Source organism: Pantoea nemavictus (assembly GCF_037479095.1).
GTDB classification, from domain to species: Bacteria; Pseudomonadota; Gammaproteobacteria; order Enterobacterales; family Enterobacteriaceae; genus Pantoea; species Pantoea nemavictus.
Map to the genome: position 1 here is coordinate 2,937,909 of NZ_JBBGZW010000001.1, position 17,932 is coordinate 2,955,840.

General features: G+C 56.4%; 18 protein-coding genes. 7 read left to right on the forward strand and 11 right to left on the reverse strand.

The annotated features are described in order from the left end of the window. Nucleotides 1-5: 5 nt before the first annotated feature. Nucleotides 6-767, forward strand: a complete 762-nt coding sequence (locus tag WH298_RS13360; RefSeq protein ID WP_007888729.1) for a DeoR/GlpR family DNA-binding transcription regulator — start codon at nt 6-8, stop codon at nt 765-767. Between the two features lie 187 nt (nt 768-954). Here the strand turns inward: WH298_RS13360 and WH298_RS13365 are convergent, their stop codons facing one another. Beyond that, nucleotides 955-1,302, reverse strand: a complete 348-nt coding sequence (locus WH298_RS13365; RefSeq protein WP_007888732.1) for a YacC family pilotin-like protein — start codon at nt 1,300-1,302, stop codon at nt 955-957. 177 nt (nt 1,303-1,479) lie between these two features. Between WH298_RS13365 and cueO the strand changes: the two genes are divergently transcribed. Beyond that, nucleotides 1,480-3,069 (forward strand): multicopper oxidase CueO, encoded by a 1,590-nt coding sequence (cueO, locus tag WH298_RS13370; protein ID WP_049851471.1) that lies wholly within the window; start codon nt 1,480-1,482, stop codon nt 3,067-3,069. Here the strand turns inward: cueO and WH298_RS13375 are convergent. Further along, nucleotides 3,062-4,351: a cystathionine gamma-synthase family protein gene (locus tag WH298_RS13375; protein ID WP_180823074.1), complete on the reverse strand. Its 1,290-nt coding sequence runs from the start codon at nt 4,349-4,351 to the stop codon at nt 3,062-3,064. The genes cueO and WH298_RS13375 overlap by 8 nt on opposite strands. Nucleotides 4,352-4,516: 165 nt before the next feature. Between WH298_RS13375 and hpt the strand changes: the two genes are divergently transcribed. The 4 genes from hpt to WH298_RS13395 all read left to right on the forward strand — a co-directional run bounded on the left by hpt (nt 4,517) and on the right by WH298_RS13395 (nt 8,104). Next, nucleotides 4,517-5,053: a hypoxanthine phosphoribosyltransferase gene (gene hpt / locus WH298_RS13380; RefSeq protein ID WP_007888744.1), complete on the forward strand. Its 537-nt coding sequence runs from the start codon at nt 4,517-4,519 to the stop codon at nt 5,051-5,053. 203 nt (nt 5,054-5,256) lie between these two features. Then, nucleotides 5,257-6,183 carry an ABC transporter ATP-binding protein gene (locus WH298_RS13385; RefSeq protein ID WP_049851473.1) on the forward strand — a complete coding sequence of 309 codons (927 nt, stop codon included), beginning with the start codon at nt 5,257-5,259 and terminating at the stop codon, nt 6,181-6,183. Further along, complete coding sequence (locus tag WH298_RS13390; RefSeq protein ID WP_007888752.1) at nt 6,180-6,950, forward strand: ABC transporter permease; 771 nt, start codon at nt 6,180-6,182, stop codon at nt 6,948-6,950. Before WH298_RS13385 ends, WH298_RS13390 begins: the two co-directional genes overlap by 4 nt. A gap of 146 nt (nt 6,951-7,096) precedes the next feature. After that, nucleotides 7,097-8,104 carry an acyltransferase family protein gene (locus WH298_RS13395; RefSeq protein WP_180823075.1) on the forward strand — a complete coding sequence of 336 codons (1,008 nt, stop codon included), beginning with the start codon at nt 7,097-7,099 and terminating at the stop codon, nt 8,102-8,104. A 51-nt stretch (nt 8,105-8,155) separates the two neighbouring features. Here WH298_RS13395 and panD read toward each other — a convergent pair whose 3' ends face one another. From panD to thpR, 9 genes are all read right to left on the reverse strand, one after another. Beyond that, nucleotides 8,156-8,536, reverse strand: a complete 381-nt coding sequence (gene panD, locus WH298_RS13400) for an aspartate 1-decarboxylase (RefSeq protein WP_007888760.1) — start codon at nt 8,534-8,536, stop codon at nt 8,156-8,158. Nucleotides 8,537-8,577: 41 nt separating this feature from the next. Next, complete coding sequence (gene panC / locus WH298_RS13405) at nt 8,578-9,432, reverse strand: pantoate--beta-alanine ligase (protein ID WP_180823076.1); 855 nt, start codon at nt 9,430-9,432, stop codon at nt 8,578-8,580. Nucleotides 9,433-9,447: 15 nt separating this feature from the next. After that, nucleotides 9,448-10,242 (reverse strand): 3-methyl-2-oxobutanoate hydroxymethyltransferase, encoded by a 795-nt coding sequence (gene panB / locus WH298_RS13410; RefSeq protein ID WP_007888764.1) that lies wholly within the window; start codon nt 10,240-10,242, stop codon nt 9,448-9,450. A 42-nt stretch (nt 10,243-10,284) separates the two neighbouring features. Continuing rightward, entirely contained in the window at nt 10,285-10,770 is a 486-nt protein-coding gene (folK, locus tag WH298_RS13415; RefSeq protein ID WP_180823077.1) for a 2-amino-4-hydroxy-6-hydroxymethyldihydropteridine diphosphokinase, read from the reverse strand. After that, a complete protein-coding gene (gene pcnB, locus WH298_RS13420; protein WP_235440736.1) occupies nt 10,767-12,182 on the reverse strand; it encodes a polynucleotide adenylyltransferase PcnB in 1,416 nt (471 codons plus the stop codon). Before pcnB ends, folK begins: the two co-directional genes overlap by 4 nt. Before the next feature lie 37 nt (nt 12,183-12,219). After that, nucleotides 12,220-13,155 carry a tRNA glutamyl-Q(34) synthetase GluQRS gene (gluQRS, locus tag WH298_RS13425; RefSeq protein ID WP_049851477.1) on the reverse strand — a complete coding sequence of 312 codons (936 nt, stop codon included), beginning with the start codon at nt 13,153-13,155 and terminating at the stop codon, nt 12,220-12,222. Between the two features lie 70 nt (nt 13,156-13,225). Then, entirely contained in the window at nt 13,226-13,681 is a 456-nt protein-coding gene (gene dksA, locus WH298_RS13430) for an RNA polymerase-binding protein DksA (RefSeq protein ID WP_007888770.1), read from the reverse strand. A 304-nt stretch (nt 13,682-13,985) separates the two neighbouring features. Then, nucleotides 13,986-14,690 carry a DNA/RNA nuclease SfsA gene (sfsA, locus tag WH298_RS13435; RefSeq protein WP_180823078.1) on the reverse strand — a complete coding sequence of 235 codons (705 nt, stop codon included), beginning with the start codon at nt 14,688-14,690 and terminating at the stop codon, nt 13,986-13,988. After that, entirely contained in the window at nt 14,691-15,227 is a 537-nt protein-coding gene (gene thpR / locus WH298_RS13440; protein WP_036620764.1) for an RNA 2',3'-cyclic phosphodiesterase, read from the reverse strand. 36 nt (nt 15,228-15,263) lie between these two features. Between thpR and hrpB the strand changes: the two genes are divergently transcribed. Then, nucleotides 15,264-17,738: an ATP-dependent helicase HrpB gene (hrpB, locus tag WH298_RS13445; RefSeq protein WP_180823079.1), complete on the forward strand. Its 2,475-nt coding sequence runs from the start codon at nt 15,264-15,266 to the stop codon at nt 17,736-17,738. Nucleotides 17,739-17,932: the final 194 nt, after the last annotated feature.

Consider the following 17,932-nt stretch of genomic DNA (forward strand, 5'->3'; position numbering starts at 1 on the left):
GAAATATGAAGGGACAAAGCCGTCTCGACCAGATTATGGACTATCTGAAGAGTCATAATCTGGTCACCGTTGAACAACTGGTGAGCGCTATTTCCGCCTCGCCAGCGACCATCCGCCGCGATCTGATTAAGCTGGACAAGGAGGGCGTCATTAGCCGCAGCCACGGCGGCGTCACGCTAAATCGCTTTATCCCCAACCAGCCCACTACGCTGGAGAAGATGCAGCGTAATCTGGCGGAAAAACAGGCCATTGCCCAGTTTGCCGCCCGTTATGTGCAGTCGGGTGATGCGGTGGTATTGGATGCCGGCACCACCATGCTGGAGCTGGCGCGCCAGCTAACGCATCTCAAGCTGCGCGTTATCACCGCCGATCTGCATATCGCGCTGTTTTTATCCGAGTTTAAGCAGATCGAAACCACCATTATTGGCGGACGCATCGATGATTCCAGCCAGTCGTGTATTGGTGAGCACGGGCGTCGCCTGTTGCGCAGCATCAATCCGGATATCGCTTTTGTCAGCTGTAACTCGTGGAGTATCGAACGCGGCATTACCACGCCAACCGAAGATAAAGCCGGATTGAAGATGGACTTGCTGGCCAATGCGCGCCGCCGGGTGCTGCTGGCTGACAGCAGTAAATACGGCTCCTGGTCGCTGTACTGCGCGGCACCGATTGATAGCCTGACTGATGTGGTGACGGATGCGCGTCTGGATGAAGCGGTATGTCGCGACCTGCGCGAGCGTGGAATTGGTCTGGAGTTAACGGTTTAGGTTTGGATCGTGCTGGCTGTCCCCCATCCCGGCCTTCCCCCGCAAGCAGGGGAAGGAGACGCTGCCACATGCAACTCCCAACTCACATATAGCAGCATCTTCCTCCCCCATTTATGGGGGAGGACCGAGGAGGGGGACAGCCAGCACCATCGAAGGGGACAGCGAGCACCAACCGAAGGGGAACCGATTACTTCACGTAAGCCAGCAAACTCAGCGAATCGCGCGCTAACGACTTACACTTCTTGTCGTTGGTAATGGCGATGCCGCTCAAATCCTTGTAGCTCTCTTCACCGAGCGACTTCATGTTGTAGTTGCTGTAGTTGCTCAGATCCCAACGGTTCTGTTGGGCAAAAAACACCAACGCTTTACGAATCTGCGCGTCCGGCAAATCCTGATAGCCACAATCGTTCTTCAGATAAACGAACACCGCGGTGAGGTCGGCGAGATCTTCTGCTTCGGATTCACTCAGGGCAAAACTGGTGGAGGAGAAGCCAAGGAGTCCCGCCAGCAGCAGGATCTTGATGCTTTTCGTCATAATGATTCTCAACAAGGGACAATTTATTGACGTTAGCACAGTTATTGTCGCTATTCCGCTAAATTTGCCCTTTCGGGCCATTCACGCGCTTTTTCTCAGTGCATTCTGTTTCAGCACTTGACCCTCCCGCAGGGTAAAGGTTTACGCTGTGCCCTTATTCACGACAAGGATAAGAATATGCAACGTCGTCATTTTCTAAAGTTGACTGCTGCTCTCAGCGCCGCCGGTGCGCTGCCGCTATGGAGCCGCTCACTAATGGCCGCCACGCGACCGTTATTGCCGATCCCTTCCATTTTGGAACCTGACGCACGCGGGCAATACACGCTGACCGCCATGACCGGCAGCAGCCAATGGAACGGCAAAGCGGTGCCCACCTGGGGCTACAACGGCGGATTGTTAGGGCCAGCACTCAGATTGCAGCGCGAAAAAAACGTCACGGTAAATATTCATAACCAACTGCCTGAAGCCACTACGTTGCACTGGCATGGCCTGGAAATTCCTGGCGATGTTGATGGCGGTCCGCAAGGGATCATTGCGCCAGGTGCCACGCGTCAGGTGAGTTTTACCCCGGATCAACCGGCCGCCACCTGCTGGTTCCATCCGCATCAACACGGCAAAACCGGCTATCAGGTGGCGCAAGGTCTGGCGGGATTGGTGCTGCTGGAAGATGAAGCGTCCGGCAAACTGCGCCTGCCGATGCAGTGGGGCGAAGATGACGTGCCGCTGATTTTCCAGGATAAACAGCTGAATAAAGCGGGGACGCAAATCGATTATCAACTCGATATCATGCGCGCCGCGGTGGGCTGGTTTGGCGATCTGATGCTGACCAACGGCGTGCCATATCCGCAGCATGCCGTACCGCGCGGCTGGCTGCGCCTGCGTTTGCTCAACGGCTGTAACGCGCGCTCGCTGCATATCGCGACAAGCGATCGGCGTCCGCTGTATGTGATCGCCAGCGACGGCGGTTTACTGGCCGAACCGGTGAAAGTGACGAGCCTGCCGCTGTTACCGGGCGAGCGTTTTGAGGTGATGGTGGATACGTCGGATGGCAAAACCTTCGACATGGTGACGCTGCCGGTTACGCAGATGGGCATGACGCTTGCCCCGTTCGATCAACCTTTGCCGCTGGTGCAGATCATGCCGCTACGCGTGATGGCCAGCGGTACGCTGCCGGACAAACTGGTGGATCTGCCACCGGTTCCTGCAACGGATGGCCTGCAAAGCCGCTGGCTACAGCTGATGATGGATCCGCAGCTTGATCAGCAAGGCATGCAGGCGCTGATGGATCGCTACGGTGACAAAGCCATGGGCGGTGTGAAAATGGATCATGGCAACATGGCGATGAGTAACAGCGCGCAGCCGATGGATCATGGTGACATGGCGATGGATCACGGCAGCCACGGTAAAGCTGCGGCGTATGATTTCCACAACGGCAACAAGATCAACGGCCAGGCCTTCAATATGACCAAGCCGATGTTCAATGTGGAACTGGGTAAACTGGAGAAGTGGACCATCTCCGGCGAAGGCGATGCGATGCTGCATCCGTTCCACATTCACGGCACACAATTCCGCATCCTGTCAGAAAACGGCAAGCCGCCGGAAGCGCATCGTGCCGGCTGGAAAGACATTGTCAGCGTAAACGGCTGGCGCAGCGAAGTGCTGGTGCGCTTCAACTATGTCGCCAACGCTGAGAATGCCTATATGGCGCATTGCCATCTGCTCGAGCATGAAGATACCGGCATGATGCTGGGCTTTAGCGTCAGTTAATCGCGGCTTCAAGCGCCAGACGCATATCTTCAATCAGGTCGTCGGGATGCTCGATACCAATTGACAGGCGCACGGTGGCATCGCTGATGCCAATGCGTTGCCGCACTTCCTGCGGCACGCCCGAATGGGTGGTGCTGGCAGGATGGCTGGCGAGCGATTCGGTGCCGCCCAGGCTCACCGCCAGCTTGAACAGCGCCAGCGTATTGAGGAAGCGGAACGCCGCCGCTTGTCCGCCACGAATATCAAATGAGAAGGTCGAGCCGGCGCCGCTGCACTGGCGCTGATACGTTTTGCCGGCTGGGCTCTCTGCATCGAGATACGGCAGCCAATGCAGCTTTTCTACCTGTGGATGATCGCGTAAAAACGCCGCCACTTTATCCGCATTGCTGGCCGCCTTCTCCATACGCAACGACAGCGTCTCCAGCGAGCGGCCGATCATCCAGCTGGAGTGCGGATCAAGCTGGGTGCCGATGGCACTACGCAGCGAACGCACCTTGCTCACCAGCGCTTTACTGCCGAGCACCGCGCCGGCAATCAAATCCGAATGGCCACCCACATATTTAGTCAGCGAATAGAGCGACAAATCTGCGCCGTGCTTTAACGGATGCTGAAACACCGGGCCGAGCAGGGTGTTGTCGCAGGCGAGAATCGGCCGTGAACCTTGCTGCTGCGCAATCACATCGGCAACCTGCTGCATTAACTGGATGTCGACCAAACTGTTGGTGGGATTGGCTGGCGTCTCAATCAAAATCAGCGCCACGCGTCCGCGCTGCCATGCGAGCTTAGCCGCTTCATGTACCTTGTCTTCGTCGGTGCCATCGCTGAAACCCACCGCTTTAATTTCCAGATCGTGTAGCGTTTTGCTCAGCAGCGTTTCGGTGCCGCCGTACAGCGGCTGGGAGTGCAGAATCACCTCGCCAGGGCGGGCAAACGTCAACAGCGTGGTGGCAATCGCTGACATCCCGGAGGAGAACAGCGCTGCACTTTCCGCACCTTCGTAGACCGCCAGCCGATCTTCAACGATTTCGCTGTTGGGATGGTTAAAGCGCGAATAGACTAATCCGCCACTTTTGCCTTCTGGCGGCTGCTTGCGCCCGGCGACGAAATCAAAAAAGTCCTGTCCCTCTTCGGCGCTGTTAAAGACAAAAGTCGAGGTGAGAAACACCGGCGGTTTCACCGCGCCTTCCGACAGCTGCGGATCGTAGCCGTAATTCAGCATCTGCGTTTCCGGGTGCAAATCGCGCGTACCAATCTGTGTTTTTTTACTGGATGAAGCGGTCATAGGAACTCCAGAACCAAGCGGTGAAGGGGCGGTCTCGTCCATACAGTTAACGCCAGCGTGATAAATTTCGCCACGGAATCGTTTGCGTTCTGTGCGCGGCGTTAGACGCCAGCTCGACTATGATAGACTTCGTGGCTTTCCAAAAACCGTAATTGGACGCATGCAATGAAACATACCGTCGACGTGATGATCTCCGAGCAAGAGATCGCAACCCGGATTGCCGAACTGGGCAAGCAGATTAGCGAGCACTACCGCGACAGCGGCAGCGAAATGGTGTTAGTAGGTTTGCTGCGCGGCTCCTTTATGTTTATGGCCGATCTGTGCCGCACCATCGACGTGCCGCATGAAGTCGACTTTATGACCGCCTCCAGCTACGGCAGCGGCATGTCGAGCACGCGCGACGTAAAAATCCTCAAAGATCTCGACGAAGATATTCGTGGCAAGGATGTGCTGATCGTCGAAGACATCATCGATTCCGGCAACACCCTGAGCAAAGTGCGCGAAATTCTGCGCCTGCGCGAGCCGAAATCGCTGGCAATTTGTACCTTGCTGGATAAGCCAGAGCGCCGTGAAGTGGATGTCACCGTGGAATACGTTGGCTTCACCATCCCAGACGAGTTTGTGGTGGGCTTTGGCATCGACTACGCGCAGCGTTATCGCCATTTGCCGTATATCGGCAAAGTTATCCCGACCGGTGAATAACCGCACAATCGTCCAAGGCTAATCTCCCCAGCCTGCGATAAACTGCGCAGCCCGTGAGCCAACCGCTTATGGGCTGGCTTGACTCTCTGCTAAACTCCTTTGATTTCTCAATCTTTATTATCGCGACAGCGCATGCCTCTTCGTTCGCGCGCACTATCATTACACGTGGCTGTGATGTCACAACAATAAGGTATGGATTCACAATGACATATGCACTGGAAATTTCCGGGCTGACCAAAACCTATCCCGGCGGCGTACAGGCGCTGAAAGGACTCGATCTCAACGTGGAAGCGGGGGATTTTTACGCCTTGCTCGGGCCTAACGGTGCCGGAAAATCCACCACCATCGGTATTATCAGCTCGCTGGTGAATAAATCTGGTGGCAGCGTGCGCGTGTTTGGTTATGACCTGCAAAAAGATGTGGTCAACGCCAAGCGTCAGCTCGGGCTGGTGCCGCAGGAGTTCAACTTCAATCCGTTTGAAACCGTGATGCAGATTGTGGTGAATCAGGCGGGTTACTACGGCGTGGAACGTGCCGAAGCCAACAAGCGTGCAGAAAAATACCTTAACCAGCTTGATCTGTGGGGCAAGCGCAACGAACGTGCGCGTATGCTTTCGGGCGGGATGAAGCGCCGCCTGATGATTGCGCGTGCCTTGATGCATGAGCCGAAGCTGCTCATCCTCGATGAGCCCACTGCGGGCGTGGATATCGAACTGCGCCGTTCGATGTGGAGTTTCCTGAAAGAGCTGAATATCAAAGGCACCACCATCATCCTCACCACGCACTATCTGGAAGAGGCGGAGATGCTGTGCCGCAATATTGGCATCATTCAGAGCGGCGAGCTGGTGGAAAACACCTCGATGAAAGGGCTGCTCTCCAAGCTGCAATCCGAAACCTTCATTCTGGATCTCGCTCCGCGCAGTCCGCTGCCGCAGCTGGAGGGCTTCCAGTATCGACTGGTGGATACCTCCACGCTGGAAGTGGAAGTGATGCGCGAGCAAGGACTGAACAGCGTGTTCAGTCAGCTGAGCGCGCAGGGCGTGCAGGTACTGAGTATGCGCAATAAAGCTAACCGCCTTGAGGAGCTGTTCGTCAGCCTGACACAGGGAAAAACAGGAGTGAAAGCATGACGCACTTGTATTGGGTGGCGCTCAAGAGTATCTGGAGCAAAGAGATTAACCGCTTCGCCCGCATCTGGATTCAGACGCTGGTGCCGCCGGTAATCACCATGACGCTCTATTTCATCATCTTCGGCAATCTGATTGGTTCGCGCATCGGCGATATGCACGGTTTCAGCTACATGCAGTTTATCGTGCCGGGCCTGATCATGATGGCGGTGATCACTAACGCTTACGCCAACGTGGCATCATCGTTCTTCAGCGCCAAGTTCCAGCGCAATATTGAAGAGCTGCTGGTGGCGCCGGTGCCAACGCACATCATCATCGCCGGTTATGTCGGCGGTGGCGTGGCGCGTGGTGTGTGCGTGGGGATTTTGGTTACCGCGATTTCACTGTTCTTCGTGCCGTTCCACGTACATTCATGGTCGATGGTGGCGCTGACGCTGCTGCTGACAGCGATCTTATTCTCGCTGGCGGGCCTGCTGAATGCGGTCTTCGCGCGCACCTTTGACGATATCAGCCTGATTCCGACCTTCGTGCTGACGCCGTTAACCTATCTTGGCGGCGTGTTCTACTCGCTGACTCTGCTGCCGCCGTTCTGGCAAGCGGTGTCGAAGCTCAATCCGGTGGTGTATATGATCAGCGGCTTCCGTTACGGTTTCCTCGGCATCAACGATGTGCCGCTGGTGTTTACGCTATCGGTGCTGATTGCCTTTATCGTGGTGTTTTACGTGCTGGTGTATACGCTGATTCAGCGTGGCAGGGGATTAAGAACTTAAGTTCGTCTGTTCTCGGAATAAAAAATGCAGCTGCGGCTGCATTTTTTATGCGTAATTCCCAACTGATTTAAGAAGGGTCTTGTTAGGGCGGTGGTGAACTTCTCGTATTTTGCTGGGCTGGCATAGGCGGCATCAGGGAAGTAGCAATGAATCGTGTTTCATGGATCGATAACTTACGCGGGATGAGTATCCTCGCAGTGATATTTTTGCATTGTATGATTGCGGTGAATCAGCAGGCGGGACATTTCACGGCATTCAACGAACTGGTTAATCAGCTATTAGCACCTGTGCGGATGGGGTTGATGTGCTTTATTGCCGGGATGTTTGTCGAGAGTGGCTTACGCAAAGGCGTTAACCGCTATTTACGTAATAAAGTCAGCACTATTCTTTATCCCTTCGCAATTTGGGCGCTTATTTATGGCGGACTTAAATTCCTGTTTAGCTCGATGGCCAATCATCCACAGTCGCCGTTGGGAATTATTTTAGGTCATCTGAGCGGTAGCGATATAACGTGGTTTTTGCATTCACTGTTCTTATTCTTCGTGCTGATCATTCCGGCGCGTCGTTTGCCATGCTGGCTGGTGCTAGCGTTGTGCATCATTGGTAGCCTGTGGCTTCCCGCTATCCCCGCTGATTCACTCTTTGCCAGCTTTGATAATCTGCATATCAATAAATCGATAACCTTGTTCGCTTTTTTCTATGTGGGTGACTGGCTGGTGCGCAATGACACGGATATAGCACTGGTGGCGCAGCGTCGTCAGGTGATGGGAATCTCGCTGGCAAGTTTTCTGTTGCTTTCAGCATTCAGCTTATGGGGCGGATTAGGCCAGCATTCGCCTTTAATGCTGCCTTTAGCCCTCGTCTCAATTCCGCTGTTTGTGCTACTTGCTGAGCGGGTTCATCTTCGCTGGATAAACTATATTGGTCGTCATTCGATAGTGTTTTATTTGTCGCATTACCTGGCGATTCAGGTTTGCAGTAAATTCCTGCGTGTTGAGCACTCAACGCTGTGGCTGGATGATATACGTTTTCTGCTGGCATTTATGGCGGCCGTCGCACTGCCCGCTGTGCTCTGTCAGCTACGCGATAGAGGCTGGTTTGGCTGGTTATTCACGCTAAAAAGAAAGAGAACGTCGCCACTGGTGAGTGCGTAATACGGGAAATCAAAGAGAAGGGCGCGGTGTAAAAACCGCGCCCTTGCTGTATCAGGCTACCTGAACCGGCAACGCCTTAGCGAGGCGCTTCATTTCATTGTCGCCTTCAAAATAGGCGACTTTCGGCTGCCAGCTGCGCGCGACTTCATCTTCCACCTGCACGTAAGAGCAGATGATCATGATATCGCCAGCACAGGCACAGCGTGCGGCGGCGCCGTTGACCGAAATGATCTTCGAGCCACGTTCAGCGGCAATCGCATAGGTTGAAAAACGCTGGCCGTTGGTGACGTTATAGATGTCGATGGCTTCATACTGCAGAATGCCGGACGCATCGAGGAAATCCTGGTCAATGGCGCAGGAACCTTCGTAATGCAAATCTGCCTGGGTGACTTTAACGCGATGCAGTTTGCCCTGAAGTACGGTACGAATCATAGCGGGATAACCTTATTATGCTGCTAATAAACGACGGAAAATTACTCCGTCAGATCCACTTGCTGATTATCGATCAGCCGCGCATTGCCCAGCCAGGCGGCCATTAAAATCACCGCGCGTTGGCTATCGACAGTTAGCGCTTGCAGGGTTGCGGCATCGCAGATGGCTAATCCATCCGGACGGAAACCCCGATCGCGCAGCGACGCTTCCGCTTGCTCGATAATCTCTTCGACATGGCGCTCGCCATTGCTCAGACGCTCGGCCATGCTGTTCATCACCTTACTGAGACCGGCGGCGATTTTACGTTCGTCGGCGGTGAGATAACCATTGCGCGAACTCAGCGCCAGACCATCTTGGGCGCGCACCGTTGGCACACCCACGATCTCAATATCAAAGCCCATATCCGCCACCATCTTGCGGATAATCGCCAGCTGTTGAAAATCTTTCTCGCCGAAGCAGGCGATGTCGGGCTGCACCAGATTGAACAATTTGCTGACGACGGTGGAGACGCCGCGGAAATGGCCCGGACGGCTGGCGCCTTCCAGCAGCGATGAGAGTCCCGGTACTTCGACAAACGTCTGGCTATCGAGACCTTGCGGGTAAACCTCCGCTGGCGCCGGCGCAAATACCACATCGACGCTGTGACGATTGAGCTTCTCGCAATCGTCCTGCAGCGTGCGTGGATAGCGCGCCAGGTCGTCGGGACGCTCAAACTGCATCGGGTTAACGAAAATGGATACCACCACAATATCGGCCCGTTCACGCGCTTCATCGACCAACGTCAGATGACCGTCATGCAGGTTGCCCATGGTCGGGACGAGCGCGATACGTTTGCCTGCCTGACGCCAGCGACGAATTTCACGACGCAGCATCGGCAGTGTTTCGATGATCAGCACTGCAAATCTCCTGATTTACTGGAAACTGTGTTCAGCGGCTGGATAGATGCCCGCTTCAACGTCGGCGATATATTGGCGAATTGCCGCACGAATGTCGCCAGTTTCGGCGAGGAAATTTTTGGCAAATTTGGGAATGTGGCCGCCGGTAATGCCAAAGGCGTCATGCATCACCAGAATCTGACCGTCGGTGACGTTGCCAGCGCCGATACCAATCACCGGCACCGACAGCGCTTTGGTGACGCGCTCGGCTAATGCCACCGGGACGCACTCCAGCACCAGCAGCTGCATGCCCGCGGCTTCCAGCGCTAGTGCATCAGCCAGCAGACGTTCGGCGGCAGCTTCATCGCGGCCCTGTACTTTATAGCCGCCGAAAACATTAACCGATTGCGGTGTCAGTCCCAGATGGCCGCACACCGGTACGGCGCGCTCGGTCAGCATGCGCACGGTTTCCGCCAGCCACTCACCGCCCTCCAGCTTCACCATGTTGGCACCGGCGCGCATCAGCTGCGCGGCATTAGTGAAGGTGTGTTCCGGCGTGGCATAACTCATAAACGGCAGGTCAGCCATTAACAGTGCCTGCGGCGCGCCACGGCGCACGGCGGCGGTATGATAAGCGATATCCGCGACGGTAACCGGTAACGTCGATTCATGGCCTTGCACGGTCATGCCGAGCGAATCACCAATCAGCATCACCTGAATGCCTTCATTGGCAAAGAGACGGGCAAAACTAAAATCGTACGCCGTCAGCGTGGCAAATTTGCGGCCGCTGGTTTTGAGTTGGCGTAGATGGGAGATAGTTGTCGGTTTCATCGCACACTCCAGAGTTTTCTGATGCGCGCAGTGTACTACGGGTTACTCAGACCACAAACGGATAGCGCTGCGATCCAGCCTGGCAAGAATCTCAGCCAATGCTTGCCCGTTTGGCAGCGCCAGCTGCGGCGCAATCTCCAGCAACGGCACCAGCATAAAAGCGCGATTGTGCATGTCGTAATGCGGCACGGTGAGACGCGGGGTGTTAATCGTAGCGTTGCCAAACAGCATGATGTCGAGATCCAGCGTACGCGGTCCCCAACGTTCAGCTTTACGCACGCGACCGTGATCCAGCTCGATACGTTGCGTGTGATCGAGCAGCGCTTCGGCAGCCAGCGCGGTTTCCAGTTCCACCACCGCATTAAGGTAATCGGGCTGATCCGGAGGGCCGTACGGCGGCGTGCGATATAACGAAGAGGTTTTGAGGCGCGAGGTGTACGGAATGGCATCCAGTGCGGCCAGCGCTGCATCAACCTGATGCAGCGGATCGGCCAGATTACTGCCTAAAGCGAGGTAAACGCGGGTCATTGCGCGCTATTGGTATCGCGACGTGGCCCGGTTGGACGGCGGCGTGGACGGCGCGGTTTACGGCGCGGTGCCGGATCGTCGCCCAGCGTGGTCATCATGGTTTTCTGCTGGACCGGCGCGGCCGCCTGGAACTCGCCCCACCAATGCGTCAGCTTTTGCAGCTCAGGATTGTTTTCCACGTCGGCACGCAGCGCCATCAGGTCGTAAGCGGCGCGGAACTTAGGATGCTCCATCAGCTTCCACGCACGTTTGCCGTGACGACGCGACATGCGCAACTGCAGCTGCCAGATATCGCGAATCAAAGTGGTGATACGTTTCGGAATCGCTAGCGCGCGGCAGGCTTCATCCAGAATTTCGTTCATCGACAGGGCAAAGGCATCGTAATAGGTCAGGCCGCTTTCCTGCGCAATACGCTCGGCGGATTCCAGCTGCGGATACCAGAACATGGCAGCAAACAGGAAGGCCGGGTTAACGCGCATATCATTTTGAATACGCGTATCAGTATTTTTCAGCACCTGCGCCAGCATGCGCTCCATCAGGCTGTCGCTTTCGGCGGTGAAACCCCGCGTCAGCGTCGGGAACAGCGGCTGGAACAGCTGATATTCACGCATCATCTGATAGGTGCGGTAGCCGTAACCGGCCTGCAGCAGCTTGAGTGACTCTTCAAACATACGCGCCGGAGGAATGTCATTCAGCAGCGTCGCCAGGCGCGGGATCGGCTCGGCGGTTTCTGCAGCAATACGCATCTGCAGCTTGGCGGCAAAACGTACCACACGCAGCATGCGCACCGGATCTTCGCGATAGCGTGTTTCCGGATCGCCAATCAGGCGAATGATGCCTTCCTGCAGATCGTGCAGGCCGCCGACGTAATCGCGGACGGTGAAATCGGCCACGCTGTAATAGAGGCTGTTGATGGTCAGATCGCGGCGCTGGGCATCATCTTCAATGCTGCCGAAGATGTTGTCGCGCAGCAGCATGCCGTTCTGGCCGCGCTGCGAGCTATTGCGATCTTCTTCGCTCTCTTCCTGATGATGGCCGCGGAAGGTGGCAACTTCGATCACTTCCGGACCGAACATCACATGCGCCAGACGGAAACGACGACCCACCAGGCGGCAGTTGCGGAACAGCTTGCGCATCTGCTCAGGCGTGGCGTTGGTGGTGATATCAAAGTCTTTTGGCTTGCTGCCGAGCAGCAAATCACGCACGCCGCCGCCAACCAGGTAAGCTTCGTATCCGGCTTTGTTCAGGCGATAGAGCACTTTAAGGGCGTTTTCGCTGATATCTTTGCGTGAGATGTTGTGGCTTTCGCGTGGAATGACGGTCATCAGACTCTTCTCAGCTTCCACCTCTTCAGGCGCCTCCTCATCACGCTTGAGGACTCTCCGGCAAAAATTAGCGACTCGGGTAAAAATGGGACACCTCGACAGTGATAAAAGGGTGTTAATAAAATCAGCGGCTAATCATAGCCTGTTGAGAACCATTTAGGAATGGCGATGTCGTTTCATCGGGCTTGAGACCGTTCTGCAACGGAATCAGGCGGATATTCCACTGCGCGACGGCCTGTTTCAGCAGGTTTTCCAGCGATTCATCCTGCCATCCTGGCGAAACCGGTTGACCGAGAAAGCGCAGCGCCTGCACCAGCAGCGGTCGCGCATCGCCGGTTGGCAGCGCGGGCGCATGATTTTGCTTTGAAAGTTTATTGCCATCCTGATTGACCGCGAGCGGTAAATGCAGGTAATCCGGCACCGGCCAGGCGAACTGCTGATAAAGCGCTATCTGGCGCACCGTCGGCTCAATTAAATCTGCGCCGCGCACAATTTCCGTTACGCCTTGAAAATGGTCATCGACCACCACCGCCAGGTTATAGGCAAATAGCCCATCACGGCGATGGATAATAAAATCTTCCTGTGCCAGCTGCGCTTCCGCCTGTAAATGGCCGCGCAAACGATCGTCAAAACCGAAAACGGGTGCATGTTGACGCAGGCGTAATGCGGCATTATCGGGTGGCAGCTGCAAATCGCGGCAGTGGCCGTCATAAAATCCGCCTGACTGCTGAATACGACGCCGGGTACAGCGGCAGAAGTAACTTTGACGATGGCTTTGCAGCCAGCTCAGCGCGGCACGATAGGCATCATGACGCTGTGACTGCCACAGCACTTCGCCATCCCACTGCAAACCGTAATGTTCCAGCTGCTGCAAAATACGCGTTGCCGCACCGGGAACTTCACGTGGCGGATCGATATCTTCGATGCGCACCAGCCAGCTTCCCTGTTGCGCACGCGCACTCAGGTAACTGCCTAACGCAGCAATCAGCGAACCAAAATGCAGGTCACCCGAAGGAGAGGGAGCGAAACGCCCAATGCAGGGAGGAGTTAAAGCGGTCATTTGGAAGTGTACCGCACGTCGGGAAAACAGGGATTTTCCCGGCTGTGCGGTAACAGTTTGCTCACGGCCATTAGCCAGCCATCTGCTTCTCGCGGATTTCTGCCAGCGTTTTGCAGTCGATGCAGAGGTCAGCAGTCGGACGCGCTTCGAGGCGGCGAATACCAATTTCTACACCGCAGGAATCACAGTAGCCGAAATCGTCGTCATCCACTTTCTTAAGCGTTTTCTCAATCTTTTTAATGAGTTTACGCTCACGATCGCGGTTACGTAATTCCAGGCTGAACTCTTCTTCCTGTGCGGCACGGTCGACCGGATCCGGGAAGTTGGCAGCTTCGTCCTGCATGTGCGACACAGTGCGATCTACTTCATCCCGAAGTTGGTTGCGCCAGGCTTCCAGAATCTTACGGAAGTGACCTAGCTGGGCGTCGTTCATATACTCTTCGCCCGGTTTCACCTGATACGGCTCCACTCCAGCAATGGCGAGGATACTCAGGGACGATGTTTTACGGTTTTGCCCTTCTTGCATGTTGTTTCTCCTGGATAACACGCACTTCCCTAGATGCTTCAAGTTGCTTGTGCACTGGCTGCGATCATTCATCTTCGTAACTTACGTGGGTAAGCACCGGAGATTCATTCTGTTGCCATCTTCCTGCAACCCGAAATATTTAGGGCTTATCGATTCCCATAAAGGGAAAAAAACAGGCCGCTATAAATAGCAGAAGCAATCAAGGTTGGCAATTATTCCTGACCACTGCTTGACAAGCCTCTGAAGAATCGCGTATTCAGCGCCTCGCCGAGAACAATTCTGGCACACCAAATTGCTATAAATATTACAACGCTACGTTAATCGGACGCGTTAGTAACATCTTTAACGGTGATATCTGAGCTTGATACGCTAACACCTCTACACCACAACGCTGCGCCTGTTCCAGTAGTTCTGCGTATTGCACGTCGATATGGCGTGCCGGGGAAACGTCCTCAATCCCCGTATGCAAAACCGCGAACAACAAAACGGCTCGATGACCCTCTGCCACGATAGTGCTGAGTTCGCGCAGATGTTTCTGACCTCGAGTCGTCACGGCATCCGGAAAATAGCCTTTACCTAGATGTAAAAGGGTGACGGACTTGACTTCAATATAGCAGTTCGATCGACCCTCCGCTTGCAGCAGAAAGTCAATTCGGCTTTTTTCCGTGCCGTATTTCACTTCAGGCTGGCAGTGGCTGTAAGCGGATAATTCCGGAATTGCATTGTGGCTTAGCGCCTCACGTACCAACTGGTTGGCGCGCAGCGTATTGACGCAGATCCAGTGGCCTTGTTGGGTCTCGGTGAGCTCCCAACTGTGCGAATATTTTCGCGTAACGCTCTCGGAGGTTGAGTACCACACCGTGTCACCCGGCGTGGCACAACCGGTCATCGCGCCGGTGTTGGCGCAGTGAATAGTTAGCGTTTCGCCTTCCGGCGTGATCACATCGGCTAAAAAACGTTTGTAACGGGCGATCAAGCGGGCGGGTTTGAGCGGGGGATCGAACTGCATTTACTCTCCTGATGATAGTAGCGGCCAGCGGGCCAGCGCCTGATAACGCGTGCGGCCGCGCGTCACGTTGGAGGCGAACAGTGCAAAATGATGGATATCAGTGCGCCAGTGAAAGCCGCGCGCGGGTAGCGCGACCTGTGACGCCGCATGGCGCAACAGCGTGACATGCGGATGGAATGGCTGCGCACTTTGCGCACAACCGTGCCGTGCGGCTTGCGCACGCAACAGGCTGGCGAGCTGCAGCAGGCCGCGCGGCGCACGCTGGCAACCCAGCCACACCACGCCGGGGCGCGGCCAGTGTCCGGCATCATCCAAATCCAGCGCAAAGCCAGGCTGCACAATGCGCGAGGCTAACAGCTGCAGCTTACGTGATGTCTCATCGCCTACCTCGCCGAGAAAGGCCAGCGTCAGGTGCAAATTGGCCGCCTCGACCGGTTTACCCGCCTCAGCCGCAAAGTTATCTGCGCGCCACTGCACCAGCTGTTGCTGGAGCGGAGCGGGCAGTTCAAGAGCAAAAAACAGACGTTGCGTTGCCAGGTTGGCCTCCGGTAAACCGCGCTTGAGAGTGCTACAATGCGCGCCATCTTAGCACAGGCATTTTGGGAGTTGAGTTTGAGTGAGTTACCGGTAAGCGAGGTGCTGCCTGAACTGCTGGCCGCGCTGGCGCAGTCGACGCAGGTGTTGCTGGCGGCGCCGACCGGCGCAGGTAAATCCACCTGGCTGCCGCTACAGCTGCTGCAACATGCCAAACTGCCCGGCCGCATCATCATGCTGGAGCCGCGCCGCCTGGCTGCACGTAACGTGGCGCAACGGCTGGCGGAGCTGCTCGGCGAACAGCCAGGCGCAACGGTGGGTTATCGCATGCGCGGGGAGAACTGCTGCGGTGCTAACACGCGTCTGGAAGTGGTGACTGAGGGCATCCTGACGCGCATGCTGCAGCGCGATCCGATGCTGGAGGGTGTCTCGCTGGTGATTCTGGATGAATTCCACGAACGCAGCTTGCAGGCCGATCTTGCGCTGGCGCTGCTGCTCGATGTGCAGCAAGGACTGCGCGACGATCTGAAAATCCTGCTGATGTCGGCGACACTCGACAATCAGCGTTTGCGTCAGCTGCTGCCGGACGCGCCCTTTGTGGTGTCTGAAGGCCGCAGCTTCCCGGTTACGCGGCGCTATGCCTCACTCAATAGTCAGCAACGCTTTGAAGAAGCGGTGGCGCGCGAAGTCGCGCAGCTGCTGCGCGAAGAGCCGGGTTCGCTGCTGCTGTTCTTACCTGGCGTGGCAGAAATTGAGCGCGTGAAGCGCGAGCTGGAGGCGCGGGTCGGCGAAGAGGTTGATCTCTCTCCTTTATATGGTGCGCTTTCGCTGGATGCGCAACGCCGCGCGATTCTGCCCTCTCCGGCAGGTCGTCGCAAAGTGGTGCTGGCGACCAATATCGCGGAAACCAGTTTGACCATCGAAGGCATTCGTCTGGTGGTCGACAGCGCGCTGGAACGCTCGGCGCAGTTTGATGTACGCAGTGGCGTAACGCGGCTGCAAACGCAGCGCATTAGCCAGGCCTCAATGACGCAACGAGCCGGGCGAGCCGGACGTCTTGAGCCCGGCATCTGTCTGCATCTGCTGCCGCAGGAGCAGGCGCTGCGGGCTGCGGCGCAAAGCGAACCTGAGATCCTCAACAGCGATCTGACTTCGCTGCAGATCGACTTACTGCAGTGGGGTTGCCGGGAGGCGGCGCAGCTGAGCTGGCTCGACGCACCGCCGCCGCGTAATTTGCGCGCAGCATGCGCGCGCTTAACACAGCTGGGCGCGCTGGAGAATCACCAGCTCAACGCGCGTGGCCGCAAAATGGCTGCATTGGGCAGCGATCCGCGTCTCAGCGCCATTCTGGTCGCCGCCGGGCAAAACAATGATGCCATCGCCAGCGCCGCGCTGCTGGTGGCGATTCTGGAAGATCCGCCGCGCAGCGGCAGCGTTGATTTGCGTGATGCGCTCAATCATCCGCAATCGCACTGGCAGCGCCGCGCGCGTCAGTGGCAAAAACGCCTCAACGCCAGCGGCGGCAGGATTAATCCCGATCTGTTTCCGCAACTGCTGGCCGCCGGGTTTGCCGACCGTCTGGCGCAGCGACGCGGTGACAGCGCACGTTATCAGCTGGCGAACGGTATTGGCGCGATGCTCAATGAGCAGGACGGTTTGAGCCGCTACGAATGGCTGATTGCGCCCACGCTGCTGCAGGGGGCCAGCAGCGCCGACGCGCGCATGCTGCTGGCGCTGCCGGTGGAGATTGATGCGCTGCGCCAGCAGTGCCCGACATTGGTTGAGCAGCGCACCGACGTGGAGTGGGATGAAGAGAAAGGCACCTTGCGCGCCTGGAAACGCGAACTTATCGGTGCGCTGGTGCTAAAAGCCCAACCGCAGGCGCGTCCGGACGCTGAAATTTTGCATCCGGCGATGCTGCGCTGGATCCGCGAAAAAGGATTGTCGGTGTTGGGCTGGAAAGCGGACGCTGAACAGCTACGCTTGCGGGTGCAGTGTGCGGCGCAGTGGCTGCCGCAAGAGGCGTGGCCTCAGCTGGATGATGACAGCTTGCTGGAGTCGCTGGAGAGCTGGCTGCTGCCAGAGATGAGCGCGGTGCGCGACCTGAAAGGATTGCAGAGCATCAATCTTGTCAGCGCATTATTACATTTGCTGACATGGTCACAACGTCAGCGGCTGGATAGTGTGCTGCCAACTCATTACACTGTGCCGACCGGAAGCCGCCTGCCCATTCGCTACGATGCCGAGAAGCCTCCCGCGCTGGCGGTGCGGATTCAGGAGATGTTTGGCGAAGCACAAAATCCGGCGGTGGCAGAGGGCCGCGTACCGCTGGTATTGGAACTGCTTTCGCCTGCGCACCGTCCGCTGCAGATAACGCGCGACCTCGCGGCGTTCTGGCGCGGTGCCTATCCTGAGGTGCAGAAAGAGATGAAAGGGCGCTATCCAAAGCATCCGTGGCCGGACGATCCGGCCAACGCCTTACCCACAAGGCGGACCAAGAAATTTTCATCGTGAAACGCTGTGGATCGAATTCAGAGGGTTCTGCCATGCGCAGCACGAGAAAGCAGTTATAGACTAAATAATTCGATATGCAGGAAGGCGGCAAACGAGAGAATCCCGATAAGCTTACTTAAGTAAGTGATTCGGGTGAGCGAGAGCAGCCAACGCACCTGCAAATCGAAGTATGACGTATATAGAGTAACGGCCGC